General features: G+C 72.3%; 18 protein-coding genes. 9 read left to right on the top strand and 9 right to left on the bottom strand.

Annotated features, from left to right (window positions below; translation table 11 throughout):
* The first annotated feature begins 5 nt into the window (after positions 1 to 5).
* The 6 genes from C4U03_RS13985 to C4U03_RS13960 all read left to right on the top strand — a co-directional run bounded on the left by C4U03_RS13985 (position 6) and on the right by C4U03_RS13960 (position 7,685).
* Positions 6 to 1,940: a fumarate reductase/succinate dehydrogenase flavoprotein subunit gene (locus C4U03_RS13985; RefSeq protein ID WP_103938174.1), complete on the top strand. Its 1,935-nt coding sequence runs from the start codon at positions 6 to 8 to the stop codon at positions 1,938 to 1,940.
* Positions 1,937 to 2,707, top strand: coding sequence for a succinate dehydrogenase/fumarate reductase iron-sulfur subunit (locus tag C4U03_RS13980; protein WP_103938173.1), 771 nt, complete (start codon positions 1,937 to 1,939; stop codon positions 2,705 to 2,707). Before C4U03_RS13985 ends, C4U03_RS13980 begins: the two co-directional genes overlap by 4 nt.
* A gap of 323 nt (positions 2,708 to 3,030) precedes the next feature.
* Positions 3,031 to 4,800 (top strand): ADP-ribosyltransferase, encoded by a 1,770-nt coding sequence (locus tag C4U03_RS13975; RefSeq protein ID WP_160146980.1) that lies wholly within the window; start codon positions 3,031 to 3,033, stop codon positions 4,798 to 4,800.
* A gap of 272 nt (positions 4,801 to 5,072) precedes the next feature.
* Positions 5,073 to 6,329 carry a hypothetical protein gene (locus C4U03_RS13970; protein ID WP_146087368.1) on the top strand — a complete coding sequence of 419 codons (1,257 nt, stop codon included), beginning with the start codon at positions 5,073 to 5,075 and terminating at the stop codon, positions 6,327 to 6,329.
* Between the two features lie 48 nt (positions 6,330 to 6,377).
* Positions 6,378 to 6,785: an SMI1/KNR4 family protein gene (locus C4U03_RS13965; RefSeq protein ID WP_103938170.1), complete on the top strand. Its 408-nt coding sequence runs from the start codon at positions 6,378 to 6,380 to the stop codon at positions 6,783 to 6,785.
* A gap of 150 nt (positions 6,786 to 6,935) precedes the next feature.
* Positions 6,936 to 7,685 carry a Crp/Fnr family transcriptional regulator gene (locus C4U03_RS13960; RefSeq protein WP_103938169.1) on the top strand — a complete coding sequence of 250 codons (750 nt, stop codon included), beginning with the start codon at positions 6,936 to 6,938 and terminating at the stop codon, positions 7,683 to 7,685.
* Positions 7,686 to 7,778: 93 nt separating this feature from the next.
* On the opposite strand, the gene C4U03_RS13955 is transcribed toward C4U03_RS13960, so the two are convergent.
* The 8 genes from C4U03_RS13955 to C4U03_RS13920 form a co-directional block, all read right to left on the bottom strand.
* Positions 7,779 to 8,609 (bottom strand): hypothetical protein, encoded by an 831-nt coding sequence (locus C4U03_RS13955; protein ID WP_235017849.1) that lies wholly within the window; start codon positions 8,607 to 8,609, stop codon positions 7,779 to 7,781.
* A gap of 119 nt (positions 8,610 to 8,728) precedes the next feature.
* Entirely contained in the window at positions 8,729 to 9,769 is a 1,041-nt protein-coding gene (locus C4U03_RS13950; protein ID WP_103938168.1) for a LysR family transcriptional regulator, read from the bottom strand.
* Between the two features lie 187 nt (positions 9,770 to 9,956).
* The gene (locus C4U03_RS13945) at positions 9,957 to 10,712 is read right to left on the bottom strand and encodes a succinate dehydrogenase/fumarate reductase iron-sulfur subunit (protein ID WP_103938513.1); all 756 of its coding nucleotides are present in this window, start codon (positions 10,710 to 10,712) and stop codon (positions 9,957 to 9,959) included.
* A 40-nt stretch (positions 10,713 to 10,752) separates the two neighbouring features.
* Positions 10,753 to 12,708: a fumarate reductase/succinate dehydrogenase flavoprotein subunit gene (locus C4U03_RS13940; protein WP_103938167.1), complete on the bottom strand. Its 1,956-nt coding sequence runs from the start codon at positions 12,706 to 12,708 to the stop codon at positions 10,753 to 10,755.
* Positions 12,709 to 12,710: 2 nt separating this feature from the next.
* Positions 12,711 to 13,409, bottom strand: coding sequence for a succinate dehydrogenase cytochrome b subunit (locus tag C4U03_RS13935; protein ID WP_103938166.1), 699 nt, complete (start codon positions 13,407 to 13,409; stop codon positions 12,711 to 12,713).
* 168 nt (positions 13,410 to 13,577) lie between these two features.
* Positions 13,578 to 14,015, bottom strand: a complete 438-nt coding sequence (locus tag C4U03_RS13930; RefSeq protein ID WP_103938165.1) for a response regulator — start codon at positions 14,013 to 14,015, stop codon at positions 13,578 to 13,580.
* Entirely contained in the window at positions 14,008 to 15,735 is a 1,728-nt protein-coding gene (locus tag C4U03_RS13925; RefSeq protein ID WP_103938164.1) for a sensor histidine kinase, read from the bottom strand. The genes C4U03_RS13930 and C4U03_RS13925 overlap by 8 nt, the downstream gene beginning before the upstream one ends.
* Entirely contained in the window at positions 15,732 to 16,952 is a 1,221-nt protein-coding gene (locus C4U03_RS13920; protein ID WP_235017848.1) for a PP2C family protein-serine/threonine phosphatase, read from the bottom strand. Before C4U03_RS13920 ends, C4U03_RS13925 begins: the two co-directional genes overlap by 4 nt.
* Positions 16,953 to 17,289: 337 nt before the next feature.
* Here C4U03_RS13920 and C4U03_RS13915 point away from each other — a divergent pair, with 337 nt between their 5' ends.
* Positions 17,290 to 18,996: an ABC transporter transmembrane domain-containing protein gene (locus tag C4U03_RS13915; RefSeq protein WP_103938163.1), complete on the top strand. Its 1,707-nt coding sequence runs from the start codon at positions 17,290 to 17,292 to the stop codon at positions 18,994 to 18,996.
* Positions 18,997 to 19,022: 26 nt separating this feature from the next.
* Positions 19,023 to 20,774 carry an ABC transporter ATP-binding protein gene (locus C4U03_RS13910; protein ID WP_103938162.1) on the top strand — a complete coding sequence of 584 codons (1,752 nt, stop codon included), beginning with the start codon at positions 19,023 to 19,025 and terminating at the stop codon, positions 20,772 to 20,774.
* Between the two features lie 48 nt (positions 20,775 to 20,822).
* Here C4U03_RS13910 and C4U03_RS13905 read toward each other — a convergent pair whose 3' ends face one another.
* On the bottom strand, positions 20,823 to 22,901 hold the full coding sequence (locus C4U03_RS13905; protein ID WP_103938161.1) for a S9 family peptidase: 2,079 nt from the start codon (positions 22,899 to 22,901) through the stop codon (positions 20,823 to 20,825).
* 281 nt (positions 22,902 to 23,182) lie between these two features.
* Between C4U03_RS13905 and C4U03_RS13900 the strand changes: the two genes are divergently transcribed.
* Complete coding sequence (locus C4U03_RS13900; protein ID WP_103938160.1) at positions 23,183 to 24,745, top strand: serine/threonine-protein kinase; 1,563 nt, start codon at positions 23,183 to 23,185, stop codon at positions 24,743 to 24,745.
* Positions 24,746 to 24,776: the final 31 nt, after the last annotated feature.

Genomic DNA, 24,776 nt, shown 5'->3' with positions numbered 1-24,776 from the left:
TGATCATGACCGAGATCGAAAGGCACTCCTACGACGTCGTCGTGATCGGCGCCGGCGGGTCCGGGCTGCGCGCGGCGATCGAGGCGCGGCTGCAGGGCAAGAAGACGGCGATCATCTCCAAGTCGCTGCTCGGCAAGGCGCACACCGTGATGGCCGAGGGCGGCGCCGCCGCCGCGATGGGGAACGTCAACCCCAACGACAACTGGCAGGTCCACTTCCGCGACACCATGCGCGGCGGCAAGTTCCTCAACAACTGGCGGATGGCCGAGCTGCACGCCAAGGAGGCCCCGGACCGGGTCTGGGAGCTGGAGCACTGGGGCGCGCTGTTCGACCGGACCAAGGACGGCAAGATCAGCCAGCGCAACTTCGGCGGCCACGAGTACCCCCGCCTGGCGCACGTCGGTGACCGCACCGGCCTGGAGCTGATCCGTACCGTCCAGCAGAAGGTGGTGGCCCTCCAGCAGGAGGACCACCGCGAGTTCGGCGACTACGAGGCCCGGCTGAAGGTGTGGGCGGAGACCACCGTCACCCGGCTGCTGGTGCAGGACGGCAAGATCGCCGGTGTGTTCGCCTACGTCCGCGAGACCGGCAGGTTCGTGGTCCTGGAGGCGCCGGCCGTGGTGCTGGCCACCGGCGGCATCGGCAAGGCGTTCAAGGTCACCTCCAACTCCTGGGAGTACACCGGCGACGGCCACGCGCTGGCGCTGCTGGCCGGCGGGACGCTGCTGAACATGGAGTTCGTGCAGTTCCACCCGACCGGGATGGTCTGGCCCCCGTCGGTGAAGGGAATCCTGGTCACCGAGTCGGTGCGCGGTGACCGCGGCATCCTGCTGAACTCCGAGGGCAAGCGGTTCATGTTCAAGTACATCCCCGAGGTGTTCAAGGACAAGTACGCCACCACCCCGGAGGAGGCCGACCGCTGGTACGACGACCCGGACAACAACCGCCGCCCGCCGGAGCTGCTGCCCCGTGACGAGGTGGCCCGGGCCATCAACACCGAGGTCAAGGAGGGCCGCGGCTCCCCGCACGGCGGGGTGTTCCTGACCGTGGTGGGCCGGATGCCGGGCGGCGCCGAGGAGATCAAGCGACGGCTGCCGGCCATGCACCACCAGTTCAAGGAGCTGGCCGACGTCGACATCACCTCCGAGCCGATGGAGGTCGGCCCGACCTGCCACTACGTGATGGGCGGGGTGGAGGTCGACCCGGACACCGCCGCGGCCCTGGTGCCCGGCCTGTTCGCGGCCGGCGAGGTGGCCGGCGGCATGCACGGCTCCAACCGGCTCGGCGGCAACTCGCTGACCGACCTGCTGGTGTTCGGCCGCCGCGCCGGGATGGGCGCCGCCGAGTACGTGGACGCGCTCGGCGAGGACCGCCCGGCCCCGGCGCAGGAGGAGATCGACCGGGCCGTCGCCGAGGCGCTGGCGCCGTTCGAGCGCGAGGGCGGGGAGAACCCCTACGCCGTCCACGCCGAGCTCCAGCAGACGATGAACGACCTGGTCGGCATCATCCGCACCGAGGAGGAGCTCAAGCAGGCGCTGGAGGCGCTGGACAAGCTGCGCACCCGGGTGGCGAACGTGTCCGTCCAGGGCGGGCACGGCTACAACCCGGGCTGGCACCTGGCGCTGGACCTGCGCAACATGCTGATCGTGTCCGAGTGCATCGCCAAGGCGGCGCTGGAGCGGACCGAGAGCCGGGGCGGGCACACCCGGGAGGACCACCCGGGGATGTCCGCCGAGTGGCGCAAGGTGAACCTGGTCTGCCGGCTGGCGGGCAACGCCGACGATCCCCGGGTCGAGCTGAAGCGCCAGCCGATGGAGCCGATGCGCGAGGACCTGATCGCGCTGTTCGACAACGACGAGCTGAAGAAGTACCTCACCGCCGAAGAGCTGCCCGCTGAGGCGAAGGACGCCGCCGTGACCACCAAGGAGGGCGACAAGTGAGCTACCAGGCGAAGTTCCGGGTCTGGCGCGGGGACGACGGCGACGGCGAGCTGGTCGACTACACCGTCGAGGTCAACGAGGGCGAGGTCGTCCTCGACATCATCCACCGGCTGCAGGCCACCCAGGCGCCCGACCTGGCGGTGCGATGGAACTGCAAGGCGGGCAAGTGCGGCTCGTGCTCGGCGGAGATCAACGGCATGCCGCGGCTGATGTGCATGACCCGGATGTCCACCTTCACCGAGGACGAGACCATCACGGTCACCCCGGTGCGGACGTTCCCGGTGATCCGCGACCTGGTCACCGACGTGTCCTTCAACTACGAGAAGGCGCGGCAGATCCCCTCGTTCGACCCGGGCGACACCAAGCCGGGCGAGTTCCGGATGATGCAGCAGGACGTGCAGCGCTCGCAGGAGTTCCGCAAGTGCATCGAGTGCTTCCTGTGCAACAACGTCTGCCACGTCATCCGTGACCACGAGGAGAACAAGCCGCAGTTCGCCGGGCCGCGCTTCCTGATGCGGATCGCCGAGTTGGAGATGCACCCGGCCGACGAGTCCGACCGCCGCCAGATCGCCCAGGACGACCACGGGCTGGGCTTCTGCAACATCACCAAGTGCTGCACCGAGGTCTGCCCCGAGCACATCAAGATCACCGACAACGCGCTGATCCCGATGAAGGAGCGGGTGGCCGGCAAGCGGTACGACCCGCTGGTCTGGCTCGGCTCCAAGCTCGGCATCGTCAAGAAGGGCCAGGACACCCCCTCCGCCTGACCGGTCATCACCAGGGCGGGCCAGGACACACCTGTTTCCCGCCCGCCTGACCGGTCATCACCAGGGCGGGCCAGGACACACCTGTTCCCCGCCCCCCTGACTCGTTTGCGCCGGCGCCCCGGATCCCTCGCGGGTCCGGGGCGTCACCGTTTCCTTAGGGTCCGTGATGGGTCCTGGGACCCTGTGCCCGGTCTCCTCCGTCGGCTAGCTTGCGGCGGGACAACGCCGTGCGTGACGACGGGAGCGCTGTGCCCGCCGGCCGACTCCTCCTCTCTCTCGGGCGCTCCCGCGCGTCCGACCGTGGCTCGGTCTCGGTGTCGTGGGTGTCGCTGGTGGCCCTGGTCGCGACGGTGGTCGTCGCCCTGACGTCCGCCGGGCTGCCGGGTACGGTCCGCGACGCCGCCGAATCCGCGCTGTGCCCGCTGAAGCAGGACGCCGGTTGCGAACCGGGCACGGACGCCGGTGTCGTCCCCGCGCGGGGCGCCCCCGTCGTCGCCGAGCCGGCCCACTCGTCCCCGGCCGTGCCCAGGCCGGAGCACACGTTCTCGGCGCCGGACGACAGCCGCAAGATCATCCCCAGCGAGGACTGGGACGAGCCCCTGCAGTGCTGGGAACTGCTCCAGGGGGTCTGCGACCTCGGCCAGGGCGCCTGGATCGGCGCCGTCGACACCGTCCAAGGGGTCAACGAAGGCGCAGGGCTCTTCTTCTGCCTCACCTACATATGCGGCGGAGACAGATTCGACGAGACCAGGGACACCTGGGGCAGGCTCTTCACCACCAATCCCCTCGACACCGCCCAGCAGATCTGGGACGGCGCCACCAAGGACCACGTCAACGACTGGAACACCGGCCACGGCTGGCGGTCCGTCGGACGGCTCCTCCCCGACGTGCTCGGCGCGGTCTTCGGCGGCAAGGGCATCAACCGGGTCGACGACCTCCCGTCCGGGCCGAAAAGACCGGAGAGGGACGGCGGCGGGCCGTCCCCCCGCGACCGGCCGGGCCAGGACCCGGCCGTCCCCAGGGACGTTCCCGGCCAAGAGGCGGCCGTGGAGGCCCTGCGGGGCAAGGCGCGCTGGGGCCTGCTCAACGGGATTCCCGGTGCCGTCCAGCAGGCCGCCGAGGACGCGGCGCTCATCCTCCAAGAGGCGCAGAAGCGGCATCCTGCCGGGGATCCCGCGATCGCCGCGGTCGAGGATCGGGCACAGCAGGTGCGCCGTCTGTCCGACCTGGCCGCACGGGCCACCACCGCCGGGCTCACCCCCAGCGACTTCACCCTGCTCAAGCGGTACGGCATCGACCTGCGGCTGATCAGGCCTGGCGATCCCGACTGGAATCCCAAGCTGGGAACCCATTACGTCGAGGACACCAACACCCTCGAGGTCCACGGGGCCAAGCCGGAGAACGATCCGCGCGTGATCAAGAGGTTCCTGGACACGGAGCTGCCGGACCTCGCCGACCAGAACCTGCTGTGGCAGCAGTTCCCCACCGACTGGGAGGGCTACGCGGACTGGGCCAAGGACGCGGTCCGCTTCCCGTCGGACGCGGCCTACCGGGACTGGGTGGTCAAGAACCTGACCCACCGGTACCCGCAACTGCCGGAGGGGCCGCGGGACGCGCTGGACGCCTACCGCTACAAAGAGCCGTACCAGGAGATCAACGGCTACCTGCGCGGGCGGCGGGACGCCTCGGAGCAGACCAGGGAGCGCATCGCGGCCATCGACGCGGCCATGGACGGCTCGTATCTGCCCGTCGACATGATCGTCACCCGGTACGTCGGCACCGACGCCTTCGACCGCCCCCCGGCGGAGCTGAAGGGCAGCGTCCAGACCGACCCGGGTTTCATGTCGACGGCCACGACCAAGCGCCCCCACATGTGGGCGCATCACTTCGGCACCGGTAAGGAGTACGTCTCGCTCTACCTGCGCGCGCCGGCGGGCACGCGCGGCATCCACCTGCCGGAGGTAGTGGAGGGGGGTCGGCGGGCCCCCGGTACCGACACCGAACTGCTGCTGGACCGCGGGCAGCGCTACCGGATCGACGAGGTCGTCAACGAGGGCGGCCTCTGGAAGGTGTTCGGGACGATCCTGCCCTGACGCCGGTCCGCGTGTGCCGATGGGCAGCGCGTCCCGCGAGGCGGTCAGCAGGGAGCGGGGGCGGCGAGCGGTACGACGCACTGGTCTGCCTCGGTGTCGGGTTCGGCATCGCCGGAAGGGCCGGGACACTCCCTCGGCACGTCCCTTCACCCGGCACGCGTACGCCCCGGATCCTTCGACGGATCCGGGCGTGCGTCGTGAAAAATGGCCCCAGCACTGGGTCCTGGGGCTCTGGGCCGGCTTTTGCCCGTCGGTTAGCTTGCGCTGCGATCATGTGCGACGACGGGAGGGCCATGCTGGCCGGCCGATACCGGGACTCCGCCGGCGGCGACTGCGGCTCGGTCTCGGTGTCATGGGTGTCGCTGGTGGTCCTGGCCGCGACGGTGGTCGTCGCCCTGACGTCCGCCGGGCTGCCGGGCGCGGTCCGCGACGCCGCCGAGTCCGCGTTGTGCCCGTTGAAACGGGACGTCAGTTGTGAAACGGCGGCCGGCAGGGTGCAGCCCGTCGACGCGCCCGGCAGGGATGACGGCACGTCTCCTCCGCCCGCGGGCGCGCAGGACCCTGCGCACCCGCGGGATCTGAAGGACCGGCCGGTGATGAGGCCTTTCGAGGGCCCGATCATCAGCCGGGAGGACTACGACGAGCCCTGGAAATGCGGCTGGTTCCAAATCGGGTGCGACGTCGCGCAGGGGACCGGCCTGGGCCTCGTCGACATGGTCAAGGACGGCCTCGAAGGCCTGGCGCTGGTGGCGTGCTCTACGTATGCGTGCGGCCCGGACAACTTCGACGACAGTTGGAGCACCTGGAAGGCCATCGCCGATGACCCGTGGGGCAGTGTCAAGACCGGGGTCGAGGAGGCCACCAAGGAGATAGTCCACGACTGGCAGACCGGCCATGAGGGACGGGCGGTCACCCGGGCGATCCCGTCGATCCTGGGGTCGATCTTCGGCGGGAAGGGCGTCGGCAAGCTCCGTGCTCTGGGCGACGGGAGCGATCGGGGGGATCCGGTCCAGGCCCAGCCCCGCGACGGCCCCGACGATCCGGCCGCAGCCCCCGTGGCCCCCGACATCCCGCAGTCGGAGGCCCGCGGCGCGCTCACCAACCTGGGCCGCTACGCGGGCCTGAGACGCTGGATGCGCCGTGCGTCGGGGGGCCTGAACCTGGACGACTACGCGCCGGGATCGGGTTTCTCCGGAGTGTACGACCCCGAGAGCGGCACGTTCCTGGCCCGTCCGAGCGGGGGCACCGTCCGCAGGGACGGGCAGCGGACCTTCACCGTGCCGCGCCGGGGCGGTCATGGGATGCTCAGCGAGCAACTCCGCAGAGCGACGAAAGGCGACCCCAAAAAACACGTGGGATTCACGATCCTCATCGGTAAAGACGGAGCGCTGAGGGTGGAGTGGTTCTCGCGGGGGGTCAACGGGCGGAACCCCTCGTTCAGAGGCAGCCATGTACCCGAGCATCTGCGCGAATCCATACTCGATGCGATCCGGGAGACCACTGGCCGGGTCGTCGAGGGAGCCCCTTGACTTCCTCCTCCGCCCGAAGGCGGGGGTCTCCACGCTCCAAGGAGTCAGATGAACATCACGGAGATCAACGGACTCCCGTTGCCCCGGGAACTGCTCGACCTGCTGGACTCCGGCAGATGGCGGGTGCCGGACGACCGTGCGCGCCTTGCGGAGGTGTTCGGCGACCGCCCCGTCCAGCCCGTCTTCTACCAGGTCGACCTGATGCTCTCGGAGAACGCAGCCTGGGCGGGGGAGACCTCGCCGTACTACCTCGGAGAGCCCGATCCGATCCGCCCTCCCGGCGACATCGACCCCCGCCGTTCGCTTCTCATCGGGGATCTGGGGCCCGACCTGCCCTTCGCGCTGGACTACCGCGGCCCCGGGGAACCGGGGGTGTGCTATCTGGCGTCGTGGGGCGACCGCTGGGTGACGGTGGCGGAGAGCGTCGCCGACCTGGCCGTCCGCTGCGGGCTGTGACGCCGGTGGGCGGCGTGCCCCGGCGACGCCGCCCACCGATCGGCCGTTCCCCTTGCGCTCCGGCAGCGCACACGGCACGGGGTCACTGTCTCCCAATCCGTGATGCGTGAACTAGGGAGAAGTGCACACATGCCGTGATGTAGTGACCGTATGAGCGTGTACGAACCTGGGTCCTTCCTTGCCGAGCTGACCGTCGAGGAGCGGGGCGACCTGTTGGGGCGGGGTCGGGAACGCCGTGTGGAGCGCGGGGAGACGCTGTTCGTCGAGGGGGAGTCGACGACCTGGGTGGCGGTGCTGCTGTCGGGGACGGTGAAGGCGTGCTCCTACGGCGACAACGGGATCGAGGTGGTGCTGGCGGTGCGGGGTCCCGGCGCGCTGCTCGGTGAGGTGTCGGCGATCGACGGGCTGCCCCGGTCGGCGACGGTGTCGGCGCTGGAGCGGGCGTCGGTGCGGGCGCTGCGGGCCGAGGAGTTCATGGACTTCCTGCACGGCCACAGCAGGGTGTCGGTGCAGTTGATGCGAATGCTGTGCCAGCGGTGGCGGGACGCCGACCGCAAGCGGATCGAGTTCGGCATGTTCGACACCACCGGCCGGGTCGCCCAGCGGCTGGTCGAGCTGGCCGAGCGGTACAGCGAGCCGTACGAGCCCCGGCGCGGGGCGGAGCGGGCCGTCGCCGGCCGGGTGCCCGGGCCGCGCGAGCCGAGGGGGCTGTCGCAGCCGCCGGGAAGCGTGCGGATCACGCTGAACCTGACGCAGGAGGAGCTGGCCGGCTGGGTCGGCGCGTCCCGGGAGGCGGTCAGCAAGGCGCTGCGCACCCTGCGCGGCCACGGCTGGATCGAGACCGGGCGCCGTCGCGTGATCGTCCACGATCTGCAGGCGCTGCGCCGCCACGCCCGCTGAGGGGCCGTGCCCGCGGGCGTTCGAGCCGGGCGACGACAGGCGACGGGCGGCGACGGGCGGGCGCGGTGCGGCGCCCGCCCGGACCCGGACGGGTCAGCCGATGGCGTTGTCCCGGGCGTACGGCCCGGTGATCACGCCGAGCCGGTAGTTCTTGACCCGGATGGCCACGTCCATGGTGGCCGAGTTCTTCCCGGCCGCGCTGGGCAGCCCGGCGATCAGGTTGATGGCGGGATTGCCGAGCAGTCCGCAGGTGGTGACCGCGGGCACCGCGAACGTGTCGTCGGTGATCCGGGTGGTGATCACCGGGACGCCGCCGATGGAGCCCAGCGCCAGCTCGCCCAGGTTGGGCTTGACCGCGATCGGTTCGGCGTCGCTGCCGATGTAGCAGTTGCCGCCCACCAGCAACTGGTTGACCTTGATCTTCAGCGGGATGGACGCCGGCAGGATCGGTGCGGGCACGATCGGCCCGGCCTGCCGCACTTCGACGGTCATCCCCAGCAGGTCGACCGGCAGCGGCAGCGGGTTCACCGGGATCGGGTCGCTCTTGATTCCGCCCTCCAGCAGGGTGAGCTTGCGGTCCTTGGGGCCCATCGCGACGGTGATCTGGACGGGCTGGGTCAGCTCCTGTTCGAGCGAGCCGAGCGTCATCCTGCCGCCGACGACGGTGATCGCCAGGCAGTGCCACAGCGCCGGCAGCACGCCCGGGGGCAGCTGCGGGCAGTCGTCGAAGTCGGCCGGGCCCGGCTGGTAGGCGCTCTCGGCGTGCGCGGCGGTCGCCGGAGCGGCCAGCAGGCCGGCCGACAGGGCCAGGGCGCCGAGGCCGCCGGCCAGCCGGCCGCGACGGAGCGCCGGCGGAGCGGGGATCTTCCGAGGCCCCGGAGGGCGGCCTTTTGCGGGGCGTGCGGTCAGGCGGGGACGTCTCATGAGGCCTCCGGTGGGGGTGGGGTGGAGTGCGAGCAGCGTAGTGATCATCCGGAGGGCCCGACCATACGCACGTGGGAAGAAAGCCCACGTTCGAAACTGTGTAAAAGTGATGAGTTACCTCAGAGCGGCACCAGCGCCTCGACCCCGGGCGGCAGGGTGCCGGCGCGGGCCGCCTCGCGGACGAAGGTCTCCAGCACGCTCTGGAACGCGCGGGCGGCGTGGGTGAGCGTCACGTCCTTGCGGTGCGCCATCGCGATGGTGCGCAGCAGCCCGGGGACGGGCTCGCCGCGTCGTCCCGTCAGGGCGGACGGGGGCCCGTCCTGCCGGTCGGCGACGCCCGGACGGTCGCCCACGGCCAGCGGGGTGCCGCGCAGCCCCGGCCGTCCGGCCAGCACCATGCTGGGGACGACGGCCACGCCCAGCCCCACCTCGACGAAGCGCAGCACGGCGTCCATCTCGCCGCCCTCTACCGCGAACCGCGGCTCGAACCCCGCCTGCCGGCAGGCCCCGATTGTCGCCTCGCGCAGGTCGTACCCGGACCGGAACATCACCAGCGGGCGGTCCCGCAGGTCCTCGATCCGCAGGTAGGGGCGGCGCGGCAGCAGCGTGCCCCGAGGGGCCGCCGCGGGGTCCTCGGGCCGGGGCGCGGGGGAGGCCACCACCAGGTGCTCGCGCAGGATCGCGGTGGTCTCCAGCGGCGCGTCCCCCGACAGCGGCAGGATCACCAGGGCCAGGTCCAGCGACCCGCGGGTCAGCTCCCGCACCAGGTCACGCGACCCGCCCTCCTCCACCAGCAGTTGGATCCCGGGATAGGCGTCGTGGAAGCGGCGCAGCACGTCGGCCAGCAGCCCGGCGCACAGCGACGGCGTGGCGCCCAGCCGGACCCGGCCGCGCCGCAGCCCGACCAGCTCCTGCACCTCCAGCCGGGCGGTGTCGACGTCGGCCAGTATCCGCTTGGCCAGCGGCAGCAGCGCCTCCCCGGCCGGGGTCAGCGTGATGTTGCCGCGCGCCCGGCTGAACAGGGACGCCCCGAGCTCGGTCTCCAGCGCGCGGATCTGCTTGGACAACGACGGCTGCGCCACCCGCAGCGCCTCGGCCGCATGGGTGAAGTGCCGGATCTCGGCGACGGCGATGAAGTACGAGAGCTGCTGCAACTGCACGTTCCGTAGCGTACGGCCCGGTAAAGTCCGCACTTCACGGCGGGATGCCACCCCGGCGGTCGGCCGCTCCGCACGGGAGACCGCTCTGCACGGGAGACCGCTCTGCACGGGCGGCCGGGAGATGGATCGGGGCGCCCCGCCAGTGATCCGAACATGGCGGGGCGCCCCTTGTCTGGGGGTGGCGGCCCTACGACTTCTTCCTGCGGCCGGCGGTGGCGGCCAGGTAGTCGCGGTTGAGCTGGGCGATGGTGTCCAGCGGGATGCCCTTGGGGCAGGCCACGGTGCACTCGCCGGTGACGGTGCAGCCGCCGAAGCCCGCCTCGTCGTGGGCCTCGACCATGTTCACCACCCGGTCGTAGCGCTCGGGCTGGCCCTGCGGCAGCAGCCCCAGGTGGGTGACCTTGGCGGCGGTGAACAGCATCGCCGAGCCGTTCGGGCAGGCCGCCACGCAGGCGCCGCAGGCGATGCACTCGGCCGCCTCGAACGCCCGGTCGGCGTCCGGCTTGGGCACCGGGACGGCGTGCGCGTCCGGGGCCGAGCCGGTCGGGGCGGAGATGTAGCCCCCGGCCTCGATGATCTTGTCGAACGCCGACCGGTCCACCACCAGGTCCTTGATCACCGGGAACGCCTGGGAGCGCCAGGGCTCGATGTCGATGACCTCGCCGTCGGAGAACTTGCGCATGTGCAGCTGGCAGGTGGTGGTGGCCTTCTCCGGGCCGTGCGGGGTGCCGTTGATGACCAGCGAGCACATGCCGCAGATGCCCTCGCGGCAGTCGTGGTCGAAGGCGATCGGGTCCTCGCCGTCCAGGATCAGCCGCTCGTTCAACACGTCCAGCATCTCCAGGAAGGACATGTCGGGGGAGACGTCGTCGAGCTGGTACTCGACCATCCCGCCCTTGTCCTGCGGGCCCTTCTGGCGCCAGACGCGCAGTGTCAGTTTCATGATCAAGACCTCTTCGTGGGCACGAGGCGCGCGGTCCGCGTCACTTGTAGGACCGCTGGCTCGGCTTGACGTATTCGAATTCGAGGGCCTCCTTGTGCAGGACGGGCCGCTGGCCCGCGCCCGCCCACTCCCAGGCGGCCACGTAGGAGAAGTTGACGTCGTCGCGCTTGGCCTCGCCGTCGGAGTCCTGGGACTCGGCGCGGAAGTGGCCGCCGCACGACTCGGTGCGGTGCAGCGCGTCGATGACCATCAGCTCGGCCAGCTCCAGGAAGTCGGCCACCCGGCCGGCCTTCTCCAGGGACTGGTTGAGGTCGGCGGCCGAGCCGGGCACCTTGACCCGCTGCCAGAACTCCTCGCGCAGCGCCGGGATCAGCTCCAGCGCCTTGCGCAGGCCCTCCTCGGTGCGCTCCATCCCGCAGTACTCCCACATGATGTGGCCCAGCTCGCGGTGAAAGGAGTCGACGGTGCGGTCCCCGTCGATCGACAGCAGCCTGTCGATCTGGGCCTGGACCCGGCCCTCGGCCTCGGTCACGGCCTCGGCCGGCACCTCGCCGAGCCCGTTGTTCTTGGCGATGTAGTCGCCGATGGTGTTCGGCAGCACGAAGTACCCGTCGGCCAGGCCCTGCATCAGCGCGGACGCGCCGAGCCGGTTGGCGCCGTGGTCGGAGAAGTTGGCCTCCCCGATCACGAACAGGCCCGGGACGGTGGACTCCAGGTCGTAGTCCACCCACAGCCCGCCCATCGTGTAGTGGACGGCCGGGTAGATCCGCATCGGCGTCTCGTACGGGTTCTCACCCGTGATCCGCTCGTACATGTCGAACAGGTTGCCGTACTTGGCCTTGACGGCCGGCAGGCCCAGCCGGCCGATCGCGTCGGCGAAGTCCAGGTAGACGCCCAGCCCGCCGGGGCCGACGCCGCGTCCCTCGTCGCAGACGTTCTTGGCGGCCCGGGAGGCGATGTCGCGGGGCACCAGGTTGCCGAACGCCGGGTAGATGCGCTCCAGGTAGTAGTCGCGCTCGTCCTCGGGGATGTCGGCGGGACGGCGGGTGTCGCCCGCCTTCTTGGGCACCCACACCCGGCCGTCGTTGCGCAGCGACTCCGACATCAGCGTCAGCTTGGACTGGTGGTCGCCGCTGACCGGGATGCAGGTCGGGTGGATCTGCGTGTAGCAGGGGTTGCCGAACAGCGCGCCGTGCTTGTGCGCCCGCCAGATCGCGGTGGCGTTGGAGCCCATCGCGTTGGTGGACAGGTAGTAGACGTTGCCGTAGCCGCCGGTGGCCAGCACCACCGCGTCCCCGGTGTAGGTCTTGATCTCGCCGGTGATGAGGTTGCGGACGACGACGCCGCGAGCACGTGCCCCCCGATCTCCATCGTTCACCATCACCAGGTCGAGCATCTCGTGCCGTGGGTGCAGTTCGACGTTGCCGGCGTCCACCTGCCGCATCAGCGCCTGGTAGGCGCCCAGCAGCAGCTGCTGGCCCGTCTGGCCGCGGGCGTAGAAGGTGCGGGAGACCTGCGCGCCGCCGAAGGAGCGGTTGTCCAGCAGGCCGCCGTACTCACGGGCGAACGGCACGCCCTGCGCGACGCACTGGTCGATGATCTGGGTGCTGATCTCCGCCAGCCGGTGCACGTTCGACTCGCGGGCGCGGAAGTCGCCGCCCTTGACCGTGTCGTAGAACAGCCGGTGCACGCTGTCGCCGTCGTTGCGGTAGTTCTTGGCCGCGTTGATGCCGCCCTGCGCGGCGATCGAGTGCGCCCGCCGCGGGCTGTCCTGGAAGCAGAACTGCACGACCTGGTAGCCCAGCTCGGCCAGGGTGGCGCCGGCCGAGCCGCCGGCCAGCCCGGTGCCCACGACGATGATCGTCTTCTTGCGCTTGTTGGCCGGGTTGACCAGCTTGGCCTCGAACTTGCGGGTGCTCCAGCGGTCCTCGATGGGGCCCTTGGGCGCCTTGGTGTCGGCGATCGGCTCGCCGCTGGCGTAGAAGCTGTCGGTCATGTTCAGTCCACCAATCCCACGGTGACCGCGAACGGTACGGACAGATAGCCGGCGACCATGACGACGGCGAACGCCGTGGCGGCCAGGTTGAGGGTGCGGGCCCGCTGCGGGCTCGCGGCTCCCAGGCTCTGCGTGGCGCTGACCAGGCCGTGCCGCAGATGGAAGCCCACCGCGACGACCGCCAGGGTGTAGAAGAGGGTCACGTACCAGCGCTCGGGGGCGAAGTCGGCGACGAGATTGCGGTAGACCTCGCCGTGCTGGTAGCCGGGGTTCACCGTGCCGGTCGTCAGGTCCAGGATGTGGTAGATCACGAACAGCGCGATGATCACACCGCCCCAGCGCATGGTGCGGGCCGCGTACGAGCCCTGCACCTTGGCCCGGTGCCGGTAGCGGACCGGGCGGGCCCGCCTGGCCCGGCGGGCCAGCTGGTAGGCCATGGTCATGTGCAGCACCAGCGCAGCCAGCAGCACCACCCGCTGGATCCACAGGAACCACTCGTGGTGCAGCAGGGGGGCGCCGATCGTGCGCAGCCAGGCGGCGTACTCGTCGATCTCGGCCGGGCCGAGGAAGACCTTCAGGTTGCCGACCATGTGGGCGATCAGGAACAGGACCAACAGGACGCCGGTGACCGCCATGATCGCTTTCTTGCCGACCGAGGAGCGGTACAACGCCGGGATCGCGCGGGGTGAAGTCTGGAGCACGCGTGCACGGTAGGTCGTGCCTGGTCAACGCGTCCAAGTCATGATCACACTCGTTTCGATAGCTTTCGGCTATGAAACGTGCGACAAGGGACTTTCGTCCCTTTCTAGGTGTTGTCGCAGGTGAGAGACCTCACACGGGCCCGGGGAACTTCACCGGCCCGATCGCCGTCAGCGCGGCAGCTTCACCACGGTGACGAAGAAGTCGTCGATCTGCCGGACCACCTCGATGAACCGCTCGAAGTCCACCGGCTTGGTCACGTACGCGTTGGCGTGCAGGTGGTAGCTGCGCAGGATGTCCTCGTCGGCCTCGGAGGTGGTCAGCACCACCACCGGGATGGAGCGCAGCTGCGGGTCGGCCTTGACCTCGCCGAGCACCTCCCGGCCGTCCTTACGGGGCAGGTTGAGGTCCAGCAGGATCAGGTCCGGCCGGGGCGCGTCGGCGTAGGCGCCCTCGCGGCGCAGGTAGGCCATCGCCTCCTCGCCGTCGCTGACCACGTTGAGGTTGTTGCCGACCTTGTTGTCCTCGAACGCCTCGCGGGTCAGCAGCACGTCGCCGGGGTCGTCCTCGACCAGCAGCACCTCGATCGCGCGTCCGGTGTCACTCATCGGCAGCCTCGTCGCCTTCCTTGCCCTCGGTGTCGCTGTCGGTGTTGCCGTCGGTGTCCGCCCGCTTCGTGGCCACGCCCGCCCGCTGCGCCGGCAGCGTCCAGCGGAAGACGGTACCGGGCCCGTCGTGGTCGGGATCCAGCCAGATGCGCCCGCCGTGGTACTCCACGATCTTCTTGCACATGGCCAGCCCGATGCCGGTGCCGCTGTAGGTGTCCTGCGGATGCAGCCGCTGGAAGATCAGGAAGATCCGCTCGGCGTACTTGGGGTCGATGCCGATCCCGTTGTCGGAGCAGGAGAACTCCCACATGTCGGGATGGTCGGCCGACCGCTCGGCGGTGACGCGCACCCGCGGCGGATCCTCCCCGTGGAACTTGATCGCGTTGCCGACCAGGTTCTGCAGCAGCATCGCCAGCAGCGTCCGGTCGCCGGTCACCGTCGGCAGCTCCCCGGCGGTGACCTCGGCGCCGGTCTCCTCGATGACGTGCCCCAGGTCGTGCCGGGTCCGCTCCAGCACCGCCCCCAGGTCCACCGGCTCCACCTTGCGCTCGGAACGGCCGACCCGCGACAGCATGAGCAGGTCGTTGATGAGCGCCTGCATGCGCTTGGCGCCGTCCACCGCGAAGTCGATGTACCGCCGTCCCCGCTCGTCCAGCCGGTCGCCGTACCTGCGCTCGATCATCTGGCAGAAGCTGGCCACCTTGCGCAGCGGCTCCTGCAGGTCGTGGCTGGCGACATAGGCGAACTGCTCCAGCTCGGCGTTGGAGCGGCGCAGCTCGGCGGCCTGCTCGGCGACCGTCTGCCGGGCCTCGGAGGTGGCCCGCCACTCCTGCACGATGCGGTGCCGCATCGAGTCCACGATCCCGGCCAGCTCGGCCAGCTCGGCGGGTCCTGAGATCCGCAGCGGATGGGCGAAGTCGCCCTGCGAGACCGCCCGCACCTGGTCGGTCAGCCGCGCCACCGGGCGCAGCACGGTGCGCCGGATCAGGATCACCAGCGCCACCGCCCCCAGTACGATCACCACCCCGGTGAACGCCAGCGAGACGTACAAGGTGCGTGCCCGGTCGCGTAGCTGCTGGTCGTAGGTGTTGTGCAGCAGGGTCAGCTCGCGCTGCGTCGCGGAGTTGGCGAAGTTGGCCACCCGGTACAGGTCCCGCCCGGCCTCGTTGGCCTCCGGCGTCAGCTGCGCCCCCGCTGCCAGCGGGGCGGCGAACCGCATCCGCCAGGTGGCGATGGCGGCGGTGGCCTGGTCGAGCCGCCTGCGGGCGTCGTCCGCGCCGGACACCCCGGTCAGCTGCCTGCGCATGGCGGCGACGGCCTGGCCCTCCTGCGTCACCGCCTCCCGATAGGCGGCCAGGTCGGCGCGCCTGCCGTTGCGGAGGTACGCCCGGATCGCGGTGTCCTGCTCGTCGAGCGAGGTGGTGAGCTGGAACTGCTGCAGCGCGGCCGGGTCGACCCGGTCGATGAGGACGTCGCGGGCCTGGTTGTAGCCCTGCAGCGCCAGCACTGACAGGATCACCGCGGCCAGCAGCAGCATCGCCAGCACCAGCCCGCTGGCGTAGAACCACTGGCCCAGCCGGATCCGGCTCAGCCCGCGGCGCGGAGCGGGCGGGCGCAGCGGCGCCAGCTGCGGCGGCAGCGGCGAGCTGGCGCTCATCGAACGGGACGCCCCGGTCTGCGGCGGCTGCTGCCGCAGGTGTGGGGAGGGTGCGGCGGTCAAGGGCGCTCCTGCTCCTGGTTGGACAGCAGCAGCACCGCCACGTCGTCGGTCAGCTCCTCGCCGTTGAGCGACTCGACCTCGGCGACCAGGGCGTCGATCAGCGCGCCGCCGGCGACGCCGGTGCGGCGGGCCTCGCGGGCCAACGCCACCAGGCCCTCGGTGCCCAGCCGGGCCGAGCCCTGGCCGATCCGGCCCTCGATCAGCCCGTCGGTGTACAGCAGCAGGCCCCAGGCATCGGTCAGCTCGATCTCGGCGGCCGGCCAGGCGCTCTGGTCCACCAGCTCGGTCGGCAGTCCCAGCGCCGGCCCGGCCGGCTCCTCCGGCCCGGCGATCACCTCGTCCCCGGCCAGCAGCAGCGGGGGCGGGTGGCCGGCCAGGTGCATGCGGGCGGTGCGCCGGGACGGGTCCACGGTCAGCGTGCAGACCGTGGTGAACAGCTCGTCGCTGCGCCGCTCGTGGCCGAGCACGGTGTTCAGCGTGGCCAGCAGGTGGCCGCCGGTGTGCCCGGCCAGCACCAGCGTGCGCCAGGCCATCCGCATGCACACGCCCAGCGCCGCCTCGTCCGGGCCGTGCCCGCACACGTCGCCGATCATCAGGTGCACCGCGCCGTCGGCGGTCTGCACCGTGTCGTAGAAGTCGCCGCCCAGCAGCGCCCGGCGCCGACCGGGCCGGTAGCGGGCGTGGTGGTGCAGCGAAGCGTCGTCGATCAGCGGGACCGGCAGCAGCCCCCGCTCCAGCCGGGCGTTCTCCCGGCCGACGATGCGGGCCTCCACCAGCCGCCGCTCGCTCTCCTCGGCCCGCTTGCGCTCGATGGCGTAGCGGATGGCCCGGGCCAGCAGCGGCCCGTCCACCTCGCCCTTGACCAGGTAGTCCTCGGCGCCCAGAGCGACCGCTCGCACCCCCAGATGGGCGTCGGCCAGCCCGGTCAGCACCACCACGGCCGCCCGCTCGGTCAGACTCAGCACCTCGCGCAGCAGGTCCAGGCCGCCGGCGTCGGGCAGCGACATGTCGGCCAGCACACAGTGGATCCGGGCCGACATCCGGCGGCGCGCCTCGCCCAGCGTGCGGGCGTGCAGGATCTCCACGTCCAGGCCGGAGTCGGCGAGCAGTTCCTCGACCAGGAAGGCGTCGCCGGGGTCGTCCTCGATGAGGAGCAGGCGCAGTCTGCCGTCGATCCCCGGCACTGCCGTGGTGGTGTGGTCGCTGGTTGTGCTCACTAATGGCTTCCGGATGGTCGGCGAGGGCGATGGCCCGGGACAAGGCTCGGCATGGGCGGCTCGGTAGGGGCAGGCACAGGCTCGGCATGGCGTCACCGACCACACAGGTGGCCGCGCCGGGCACGGCGGCGCTGTCCTGACCGCCGGTGTCCCGGCTCAAGGAGCAGCGCCGGGAAGGTCCCCGGGCCCACTCCGTACGTCATCGACCTTACCGTCTTCGTTCCGGGGTCCGCACCCGGTCGGAGCGCACTCGATCTTGATCAAGCCGGGGCGCGGGGCGGCGCGCCCCGGGAAAAACCGTTCGAGATTCCGGCCGGTGCCCGCCTACTGTCGCCCCGTGAGGAGAGCTTTACCGGTACCCGATCCCGCTATACCCGACCACCGGTCGGCCTGGCGGTACCTGTGGTGGCTGACGCGTGCCCAGGCCAGGACGGTGCTCCGTGGCATCGGCTGGGGCGTGCTGTGGATGCTCAGCATGGCGCTGGCCCCGGCCGTGATCGGGCGGGCGATCGACGAGGGCGTGGCCGCCGGGGACACCGGCGCACTGGTGCGGTGGTCGGCCGTGCTGCTGGGACTGGCCATTGTGCAGGCCGTGAGCACCGCGCGGCGGCACCGGCTGGCGGTGTTCACCTGGCTGGGGGCCGCCTACCGCACCGTCCAGGTGGTGACCCGGCAGGCCACCCGGCTCGGCGCCACCCTGCCCAGGCGGATCGGCGCCGGCGAGGTCGTCAGCGTGGGCGTCTCCGACGTCTCGCACATCGGCGACGCCCTGGACATCGTGATCCGCGGCACCAGCGCGGTGGTGGCGATCGTGGCGGTGACGGCGCTGATGCTGGCGGCGTCCCCGCCGCTGGGCCTGGTCGTGCTGGCCGGCGTGCCGCTGGTCCTGGTGGCCGCCGCGCCGCTGCTGCGCCCGTACCACCGCCACAACCGGCGGCTGCGCGAGCTGGTCGGCGACCTCAACACGCGGGCCACCGACATCGTGGCGGGGCTGCGAGTGCTGCGCGGCATCGGCGGTGAGGCGCTGTTCGCCGAGCGCTACCGCGCCGAGTCGCAGCGGGTCCGGCGGGCCGGGGTGCAGGTGGCGCGCTCGGAATCGATGCTGGCCGGCGCGGAGGCGCTGCTGCCGGGGCTGCTGATCGTGGCGGTCATCTGGCTGGGCGCCCGGCTGGCGGTCTCCGGCACGATCACTCCCGGCGAGCTGGTCACCTGCTACGGCTACGCGGTCTTCCTGATCCACCCGATGGCCACCCTCGGGGAGGCCGCCGACAAGCTGACCAAGGGCCATGTGGCGGCCGGACGGGTGGTCGGCTTCCTGGCGCTGGAGCCCGAGCTGCCCGACCGGGGCACCACCGTACCGCCCTCCCCGGCGGCGCTGGCCGACCCGGCCAGCGGCCTGGTCGTACGGCCGGGCCTGCTGACCGCCGTGGCCGCCGCCGACCCGGTGGACGCCCGCGCCATCGCCGACCGCCTCGGCCGCTACGCCGACGGCGAGGTCACCTACGGCGGCGTGCCGCTGCGGGACGTGGCGGACCTGCGCGAGCGGATCATCGTCGCCGTCAACGAGGACGTCCTGCTGTCCGGCCGGCTGGCGGACACGCTGACCGGCGGCGTCCCGGGCCGGGACCTGGCCGGGGCGGTCCATGCGGCCGCCGCCGAGGACATCGTGGACGCGGTGGGCCTGGACGCCTACGTGGTGGAGGCGGGCCGGGAGTTCTCCGGCGGCCAGCAGCAGCGGCTGCGGCTGGCGCGGGCGGTGGCCGCCGATCCCGAGGTGCTGGTGCTGGTGGAGCCGACCAGCGCGGTGGACGCGCACACCGAGGCCCGGATCGCCGGCCGGCTGGGCCGGGCCAGGGCGGGCCGCACCACCGTCGTGTGCACCACCAGCCCGCTGGTCCTCGACCGGGCCGACCACGTGGTCTTCGTCGAGGGTGGGAGGGTCGTCGCCGAGGGCTCGCACCGCGAGTTGCTCGACACCGAGCCGCGCTACGCGGCCACGGTGACCCGAGGACAGGACCGTGACCGTATTCCCGACGGCGCCTGAGCCGGCCGGGCGGAGGTGATGATCGAGTGAGCGCCGACATCCTGCCGGTGGCGACGTCCGCCCAGGTACGGGCGTACGCGCGGCGGCTCGTGCTGCGGCATCCGCGGGCGCTGGCCGGGGCGCTGCTGCTGCACGCCCTGGCGGCGGCCGCCGGGCTGGTGGGCCCCCGGCTGCTGGGCGGCCTGGTGCAGGACGTGGCCGACGGCCACGCCGCCGTCGACGGCATCGCCCTGGCCATCGCCGGGTTCGTGATCGCCCAGGCCGTGCTGCTGCGTTACGCCTACTACGCCTCCGCCCGACTGGGGGAGCGGGTACTGGCCGGGCTGCGGGAGGAGTTCGTCGACCGGGTGCTGGCGCTGCCGCTGTCGGCGGTGGAGCGCGCCGGCACCGGCGACCTGGTGAGCCGGACGTCCCGAGACGTGGGCGGGCTGTCCAGCGTGGTCCGCTTCGCCGCCCCGGAGGCGATGATCTCGGTGGTCGTGGTGGTGTTCACGGCGGGCGCGCTGCTGCTGGTCGGGCCGCTGCTCATGCTGCCGTGCCTGCTGGCCGTCCCGGCGATCTGGGCGGTCAACCGCTGGTACCTGCCGCGCGCCCGCACCGGCTATCTGCGCGAGAACGAGGCGTGGGCGACGCTCACCGACGGCCTGGCCGAGACCGTGGCGGGGGCCCGTACCGTCGAGGCGCTCGGCCTGCAGGAGCGGCGGCACCGGCGCGCCGACGCCGACATCGCGGGCAGCTGGGAACGCGAGCGCTACACCCTCGGGCTGCGCCTGGTGGCCTACCCGGTGGTCACGATGAGCTTCGGGCTCCAGGTGACCGCCACGCTGCTGATCGGCGGGATCTACCACGTCCACGGCTGGGCGTCGCTGGCCCAGGTGACCGCCGCCACCCTGTACGTCCAGCAGCTCGCCGGCCCGGTGGAGCGCCTGCTGGACCAGCTCGACTCCCTCCAATTGGGCGGCGCCTCGCTGGCCAGGCTGTTGGGGGTGGCCACCGTCCCGGCCGACCGCGCGCCCGGCGCCGCCCGGCCGCGTCCCGGCCAGGACGCGGCCGGGACGCGGCTGGCGGCCCGTGACGTCCGGTACGCCTACCGTGCGGGTCATGACGTGCTGCACGGCGTCGACCTGGTGCTGCGGCCGGGGGAGCGGCTGGCGGTCGTCGGGCCGAGCGGGGCGGGCAAATCCACCCTGGGTCGGCTGCTGGCCGGGATCCACGGGCCCCGCACCGGCTCGGTGACGGTGGGCGCGGACGGCTGCGAGGTGCCGCTGGTCGAACTGCCGCTGGACGAGCTGCGCGGCCATGTTGCCCTGGTCACCCAGGAGCACCATGTGTTCCACGGCACCGTGCGCGACAACCTGGTCATGGCCCGTCCCGACGCCACCGATGAGCAGGTGCATGCCGCCCTGGCGGCGGTCGGCTGGGACGGGCCCGGCCCGGACGCGGTCGTCGGCTCCGCCGGGCGGGAGCTGTCCCCGGCGCAGGCCCAGCAGCTCGCGCTGGCCCGCCTGGTGCTGGCCGACCCGCACACGCTGGTGCTGGACGAGGCCACCTCCCTGCTGGACCCGCGGGCGGCCCGGCGGCTGGAACGCTCACTGGCCGCCGTGCTGGACGGCCGCACCGTCGTGGCCGTCGCTCATCGCCTGCACACCGCCCACGACGCCGACCGGGTCGCGGTGGTCGAGGACGGCCGCATCAGCGAGCTGGGCTCCCACCACGAGCTGATCGAGGCCGATGGTCCCTACGCCGCCCTGTGGCGCTCCTGGCACGGCTCCACCTGACCGCCCCGGGACCTGCGCGGGGACGACCGGGCGTATCGGCCGGACTCCTCAGGTGAGGTGGGTCTTCAGGAAGGAGACCTGGAGCAGCAGCAGGTTCTCCGCGACGATCTCCTGCGGGGTCATGTGGGTCACCCCGGACAGCGGCAGCACGGTGTGCGGCTTGCCCGCCGCCAGCAGCGCCGACGACAGGCGCAGGGTGTGGGCGGCCACCACGTTGTCGTCGGCGAGGCCGTGGATGAGCAGCAGCGGGCGTTCGAGGCGGCCGGCGGCCTCGATCAGGGAGTTGCGGGTGTAGTTCTCCGGCTCCTCCTCGGGGTGGCCCAGATAGCGCTCGGTGTAGTGGGTGTCGTACAGCCTCCAGTCGGTCACCGGGGCGCCGGCGACCGCCGCATGGAAGACGTCCGGGCGGTACATGACCGCCAGCGCCGCCAGCCAGCCGCCGAACGACCAGCCGCGGATGCCCACCCGGTCGATGTCCAGGGCGTCCGGGAAGCAGCGGACGGCCTCCTCCAGTGCGGTGATCTGGTCCTCCAGCACGGGGCCGACGAAGTCGCCACGCACCGCGCGGTCCCAGGCCGGGCCGCGACCGGAGGTTCCCCGGCCGTCGGCGATGACCACCGCGAACCCCTGGTCGGCCAGCCACTGCGCCTCGTTGTAGGCGCGCCGTACCGCCAGCACCCGCTGGGCGTGCGGCCCGCCGTAGGGGTCCATCAGCACCGGCAGCCTCCCGGCCCCCGGCTCCCATCCGGTCGGCAGCACCACCGCCGTGCGGATCTCCCGCTCGCCCGCCCGCAGCAGGTGCACCGTCGGCGTGATCACCGGGGTCTCCGCGCGGGAGGCGATCGAGTACATGCCGCCGGGGCCGCTCACCCGCACCTCGACGCCGTCCCGGTCCAGCCGGGAGGCGGTGAGCAGGGTCACCTTCCCCGACCGGGCGCCGCCGAACACACCCTGACCCTCGCTCAGCCGGGTCAGCTCGCCGGGGCCGTAGGACCACACGTGGACCTCGGTCGGCTCCTCGGAGGCGGTGAACAGCACCGAGTCGCCCTCGACCCCCAGCACCGATCGCACCTGCAGGCCCGCCGGGGTAACCGGGGTCCCACCCACGGTCAGCCGCCGGGTGTCGGTGTCGGGGTCCTCGACCGTCCACACCAGGTCGCCGCCGCCGGTACGGGCGGGCACGCCGGAGACGACGTCCAGCCACACCGGGTCGTGGGCGACATGCAGCACCGAGGTCTCGCCGGTGGCCGGGTCCACGCCCAGCACCCGCATGATCCGCTGGTCGCGCGACTGGACGACGGCCATCGGCCCGTGCCGGTCCCAGACGGCGGTCACCAGGTAGGGGAACTCGGCCCGGTCCCACACGATGGCCTTACGGGAGCCGTTGACGTCGATGAGGTACAGCGCCACGTAGGCGTTGGGGGTGCCCGCCGCCGGGTAGGCGACCTCGGTGGCCGGGCGTTCCGGGTTGGCGGGGTCGGCGATGTGCCAGCGCGTCACCGGCGTCTCGTCCACCCGGGCCACCAGCAGGGACGTGCCGTCCGGCGCCCACCAGTAGCCGCGCATGCGGCCCATCTCCTCGGCCGCGATGAACTCGGCGAGCCCGTAGGAGATCTGCTCGCTCTCCGGCTGCACCAGCGCCCGGTCGCCGGAGCCGTCGAGTTCGACGACCCGCAGCGTCCGCCCGGACACGTACGCCACCCGCCGTCCGGCCGGGTCGGGGCGCGGGTCGAACACCGGCGTGCTCGCCTCCAGCGGCCGTACCGTCCCCTCCCGCAGGTCGGCCACCAGCAGCCGGCCGCCCAGCGCGAACGCCGCCGTCCGCAGCTCCCGGTCGGCGGCGAACCCGACGATGCCGCCGGCCTGCTCGCGGGCGCGCTCGCGGCGGGCCCGCTCCTCGGCGGGCAGGTCCTCCTCGCCGGGCAGCGCCATCGCCGCCGGGTCGGCCACCAGCCGCTCCTCGCCGGTGGCCAGGTCCAGCGTCCACAGGCAGGTGACCGGGTCGGTGCCCGACTTCGTCCGCAGGAACGCCAGCCGCGAGCCGTCCGGCGCGATGTGGAAGCCGCGCGGGACTCCCAGGGTGAACCGACGGGTACGGGCGCTCTGCCGTGGGAAGCTCATGGTCATGTCTCCCGAGTCTGCCAGCCGGGGCCGGGCGGTCGACCCATCCTCCCCTCCCGGTATCCCGAGGTGATCGGAAAGCCCTCGGGCACGGCGGGGTGACCGGAAAGCCCCCGGGTCCGGCGAGATGATCCGAGAACGCCGCCGGGAGGAGTACCGTGAAGACCCGTGCATGAGGTGAACGCCACGTGGCCGGTCACCGCCAGCTCCCGCCGAGGCCCGGTGAGCGAGCCCCTTCTCCGGTAAGTTCGGAGTTCTGCCCTTAGGTCCCGCGTACAGGAGTGTCGATGCCGGAGCTGCGTTCGGGTGATCCGCGGCGACTGGGTTCCTACGAGATCCTGGAACGTCTCGGCGAAGGCGGCCAGGGCGTCGTCTACCTGGGACAGGACGCCACGGGCACCAAGGTCGCCATCAAGTTGCTGCGTGCGGACCTGACCGAGGACGAGACGGCCCGCAGCCGGTTCGTGCGTGAGGTTCAGGCCGCCAAGCAGGTCGCCCGGTTCTGCACCGCGCAGGTGCTGGAGGCCGACGTGGCCGGCGACCGGCCCTACATCGCCAGCGAGTACGTGCCGGGCCCGTCGCTGCAGAAGCTGGTCACCGACGAGGGCCCGCGCACCGGTGCGGCGCTGGACCGGCTGGCCATCGGCACGATGACCGCGCTGGTGGCCATCCACCAGGCCGGGATCGTGCACCGCGACTTCAAGCCGCACAACGTGCTGATGGCGCCGGACGGCCCCCGGGTGATCGACTTCGGGATCGCCCGGGCCCTGGACCCCGGCTCGGCGGCCAGCACCAAGGCCATCGGCACCCCCGCCTACATGGCGCCCGAGCAGGTGATGGGCACCTCGCTGACCGAGGCGGTGGACGTCTTCTCCTGGGGCTCGACGATGGTGTTCGCCGCGACCGGGCGGCCCCCGTTCGGCCAGGACACCATTCCCGCCGTGATCAACCGGCTGCTCCACGAGGAGCCGAACCTGGACGGGGTGCCGGGCGACCTGCGCGACCTGATCCGCGAGTGCCTGGCCAAGGACCCGCAGGCGCGGCCCACCGCGCAGGCCCTGATGATGCGGCTGATCGGCGGCGGCAGCGGCCCGGTCGCGGCGCCCCCCGCCGGCCCGGCGGCCGACGCCACCCGGCTGGACGGGCCCGGGGCGGTCGACGCCACCCGGGTCGCCGGTCCGGGGATGGCCGCGGCGATGGGCGCCGCGGGCGCGGCGGCGGCCGGGGACGAGCTTCCCACCGCGGTGCTGGCGGAGGGCCAGCAGATCGCGGGACGGACCACCGGCGCGAGCCGGACCCGGGCGGCCGGCCCGGTGGGCGGGACGCTGCCGGGCGTGCCCGGCTACCCGCCCCCGCCGGGACGGCCCCGGCCTGGGGACGGGCAGGACCGCTCGAAGGGCCCGCTCATCGCCACGGCGGCCGCGGTCGCCCTGATCCTGCTGCTGATCGGCGGGCTGGTGTACGCCTCGGGCCGCGACGACCCGACCGACCAGGTGAGCCCCTCGCCCACCGTCGAGCGCACCACCGAAGACCAGGGCGACGACGAGCAGCAGGTCCCGCAGGGGCCGCAGGACTCCGACCCGCCGCAGTACAGCAGTGAGCCGGAGCCGGAGCCGGAGCCCACCACCCAGAACCCGCAGCCCACCCAGGAGCCGTCCCAGCCCTCGGAGCCGTCCCAGCAGCCCTCCGCTCCGCCGCCCAGCGGCGGCACCGGCGACGACGGGGGCACGGGCGACGACGGCGGTACCGGTGACGGCGGTGGCGGCACCAATCCCGGTGACGGCGGCGGTGGGGGTAACCCTGGTAACGGCGGTGCCGGGGAGGGAACAGACGGCCAGGCCGCCGAGTGAGGCCAGTGGGGCGGCCCGCGACCTTGGGGCC

This window comes from Thermomonospora echinospora (genome assembly GCF_900108175.1).
GTDB lineage: Bacteria > Actinomycetota > Actinomycetes > Streptosporangiales > Streptosporangiaceae > Thermomonospora > Thermomonospora echinospora.
Note: the sequence above shows the minus strand (reverse complement) of the source record. Positions and strands in the feature narration are given on the sequence as shown.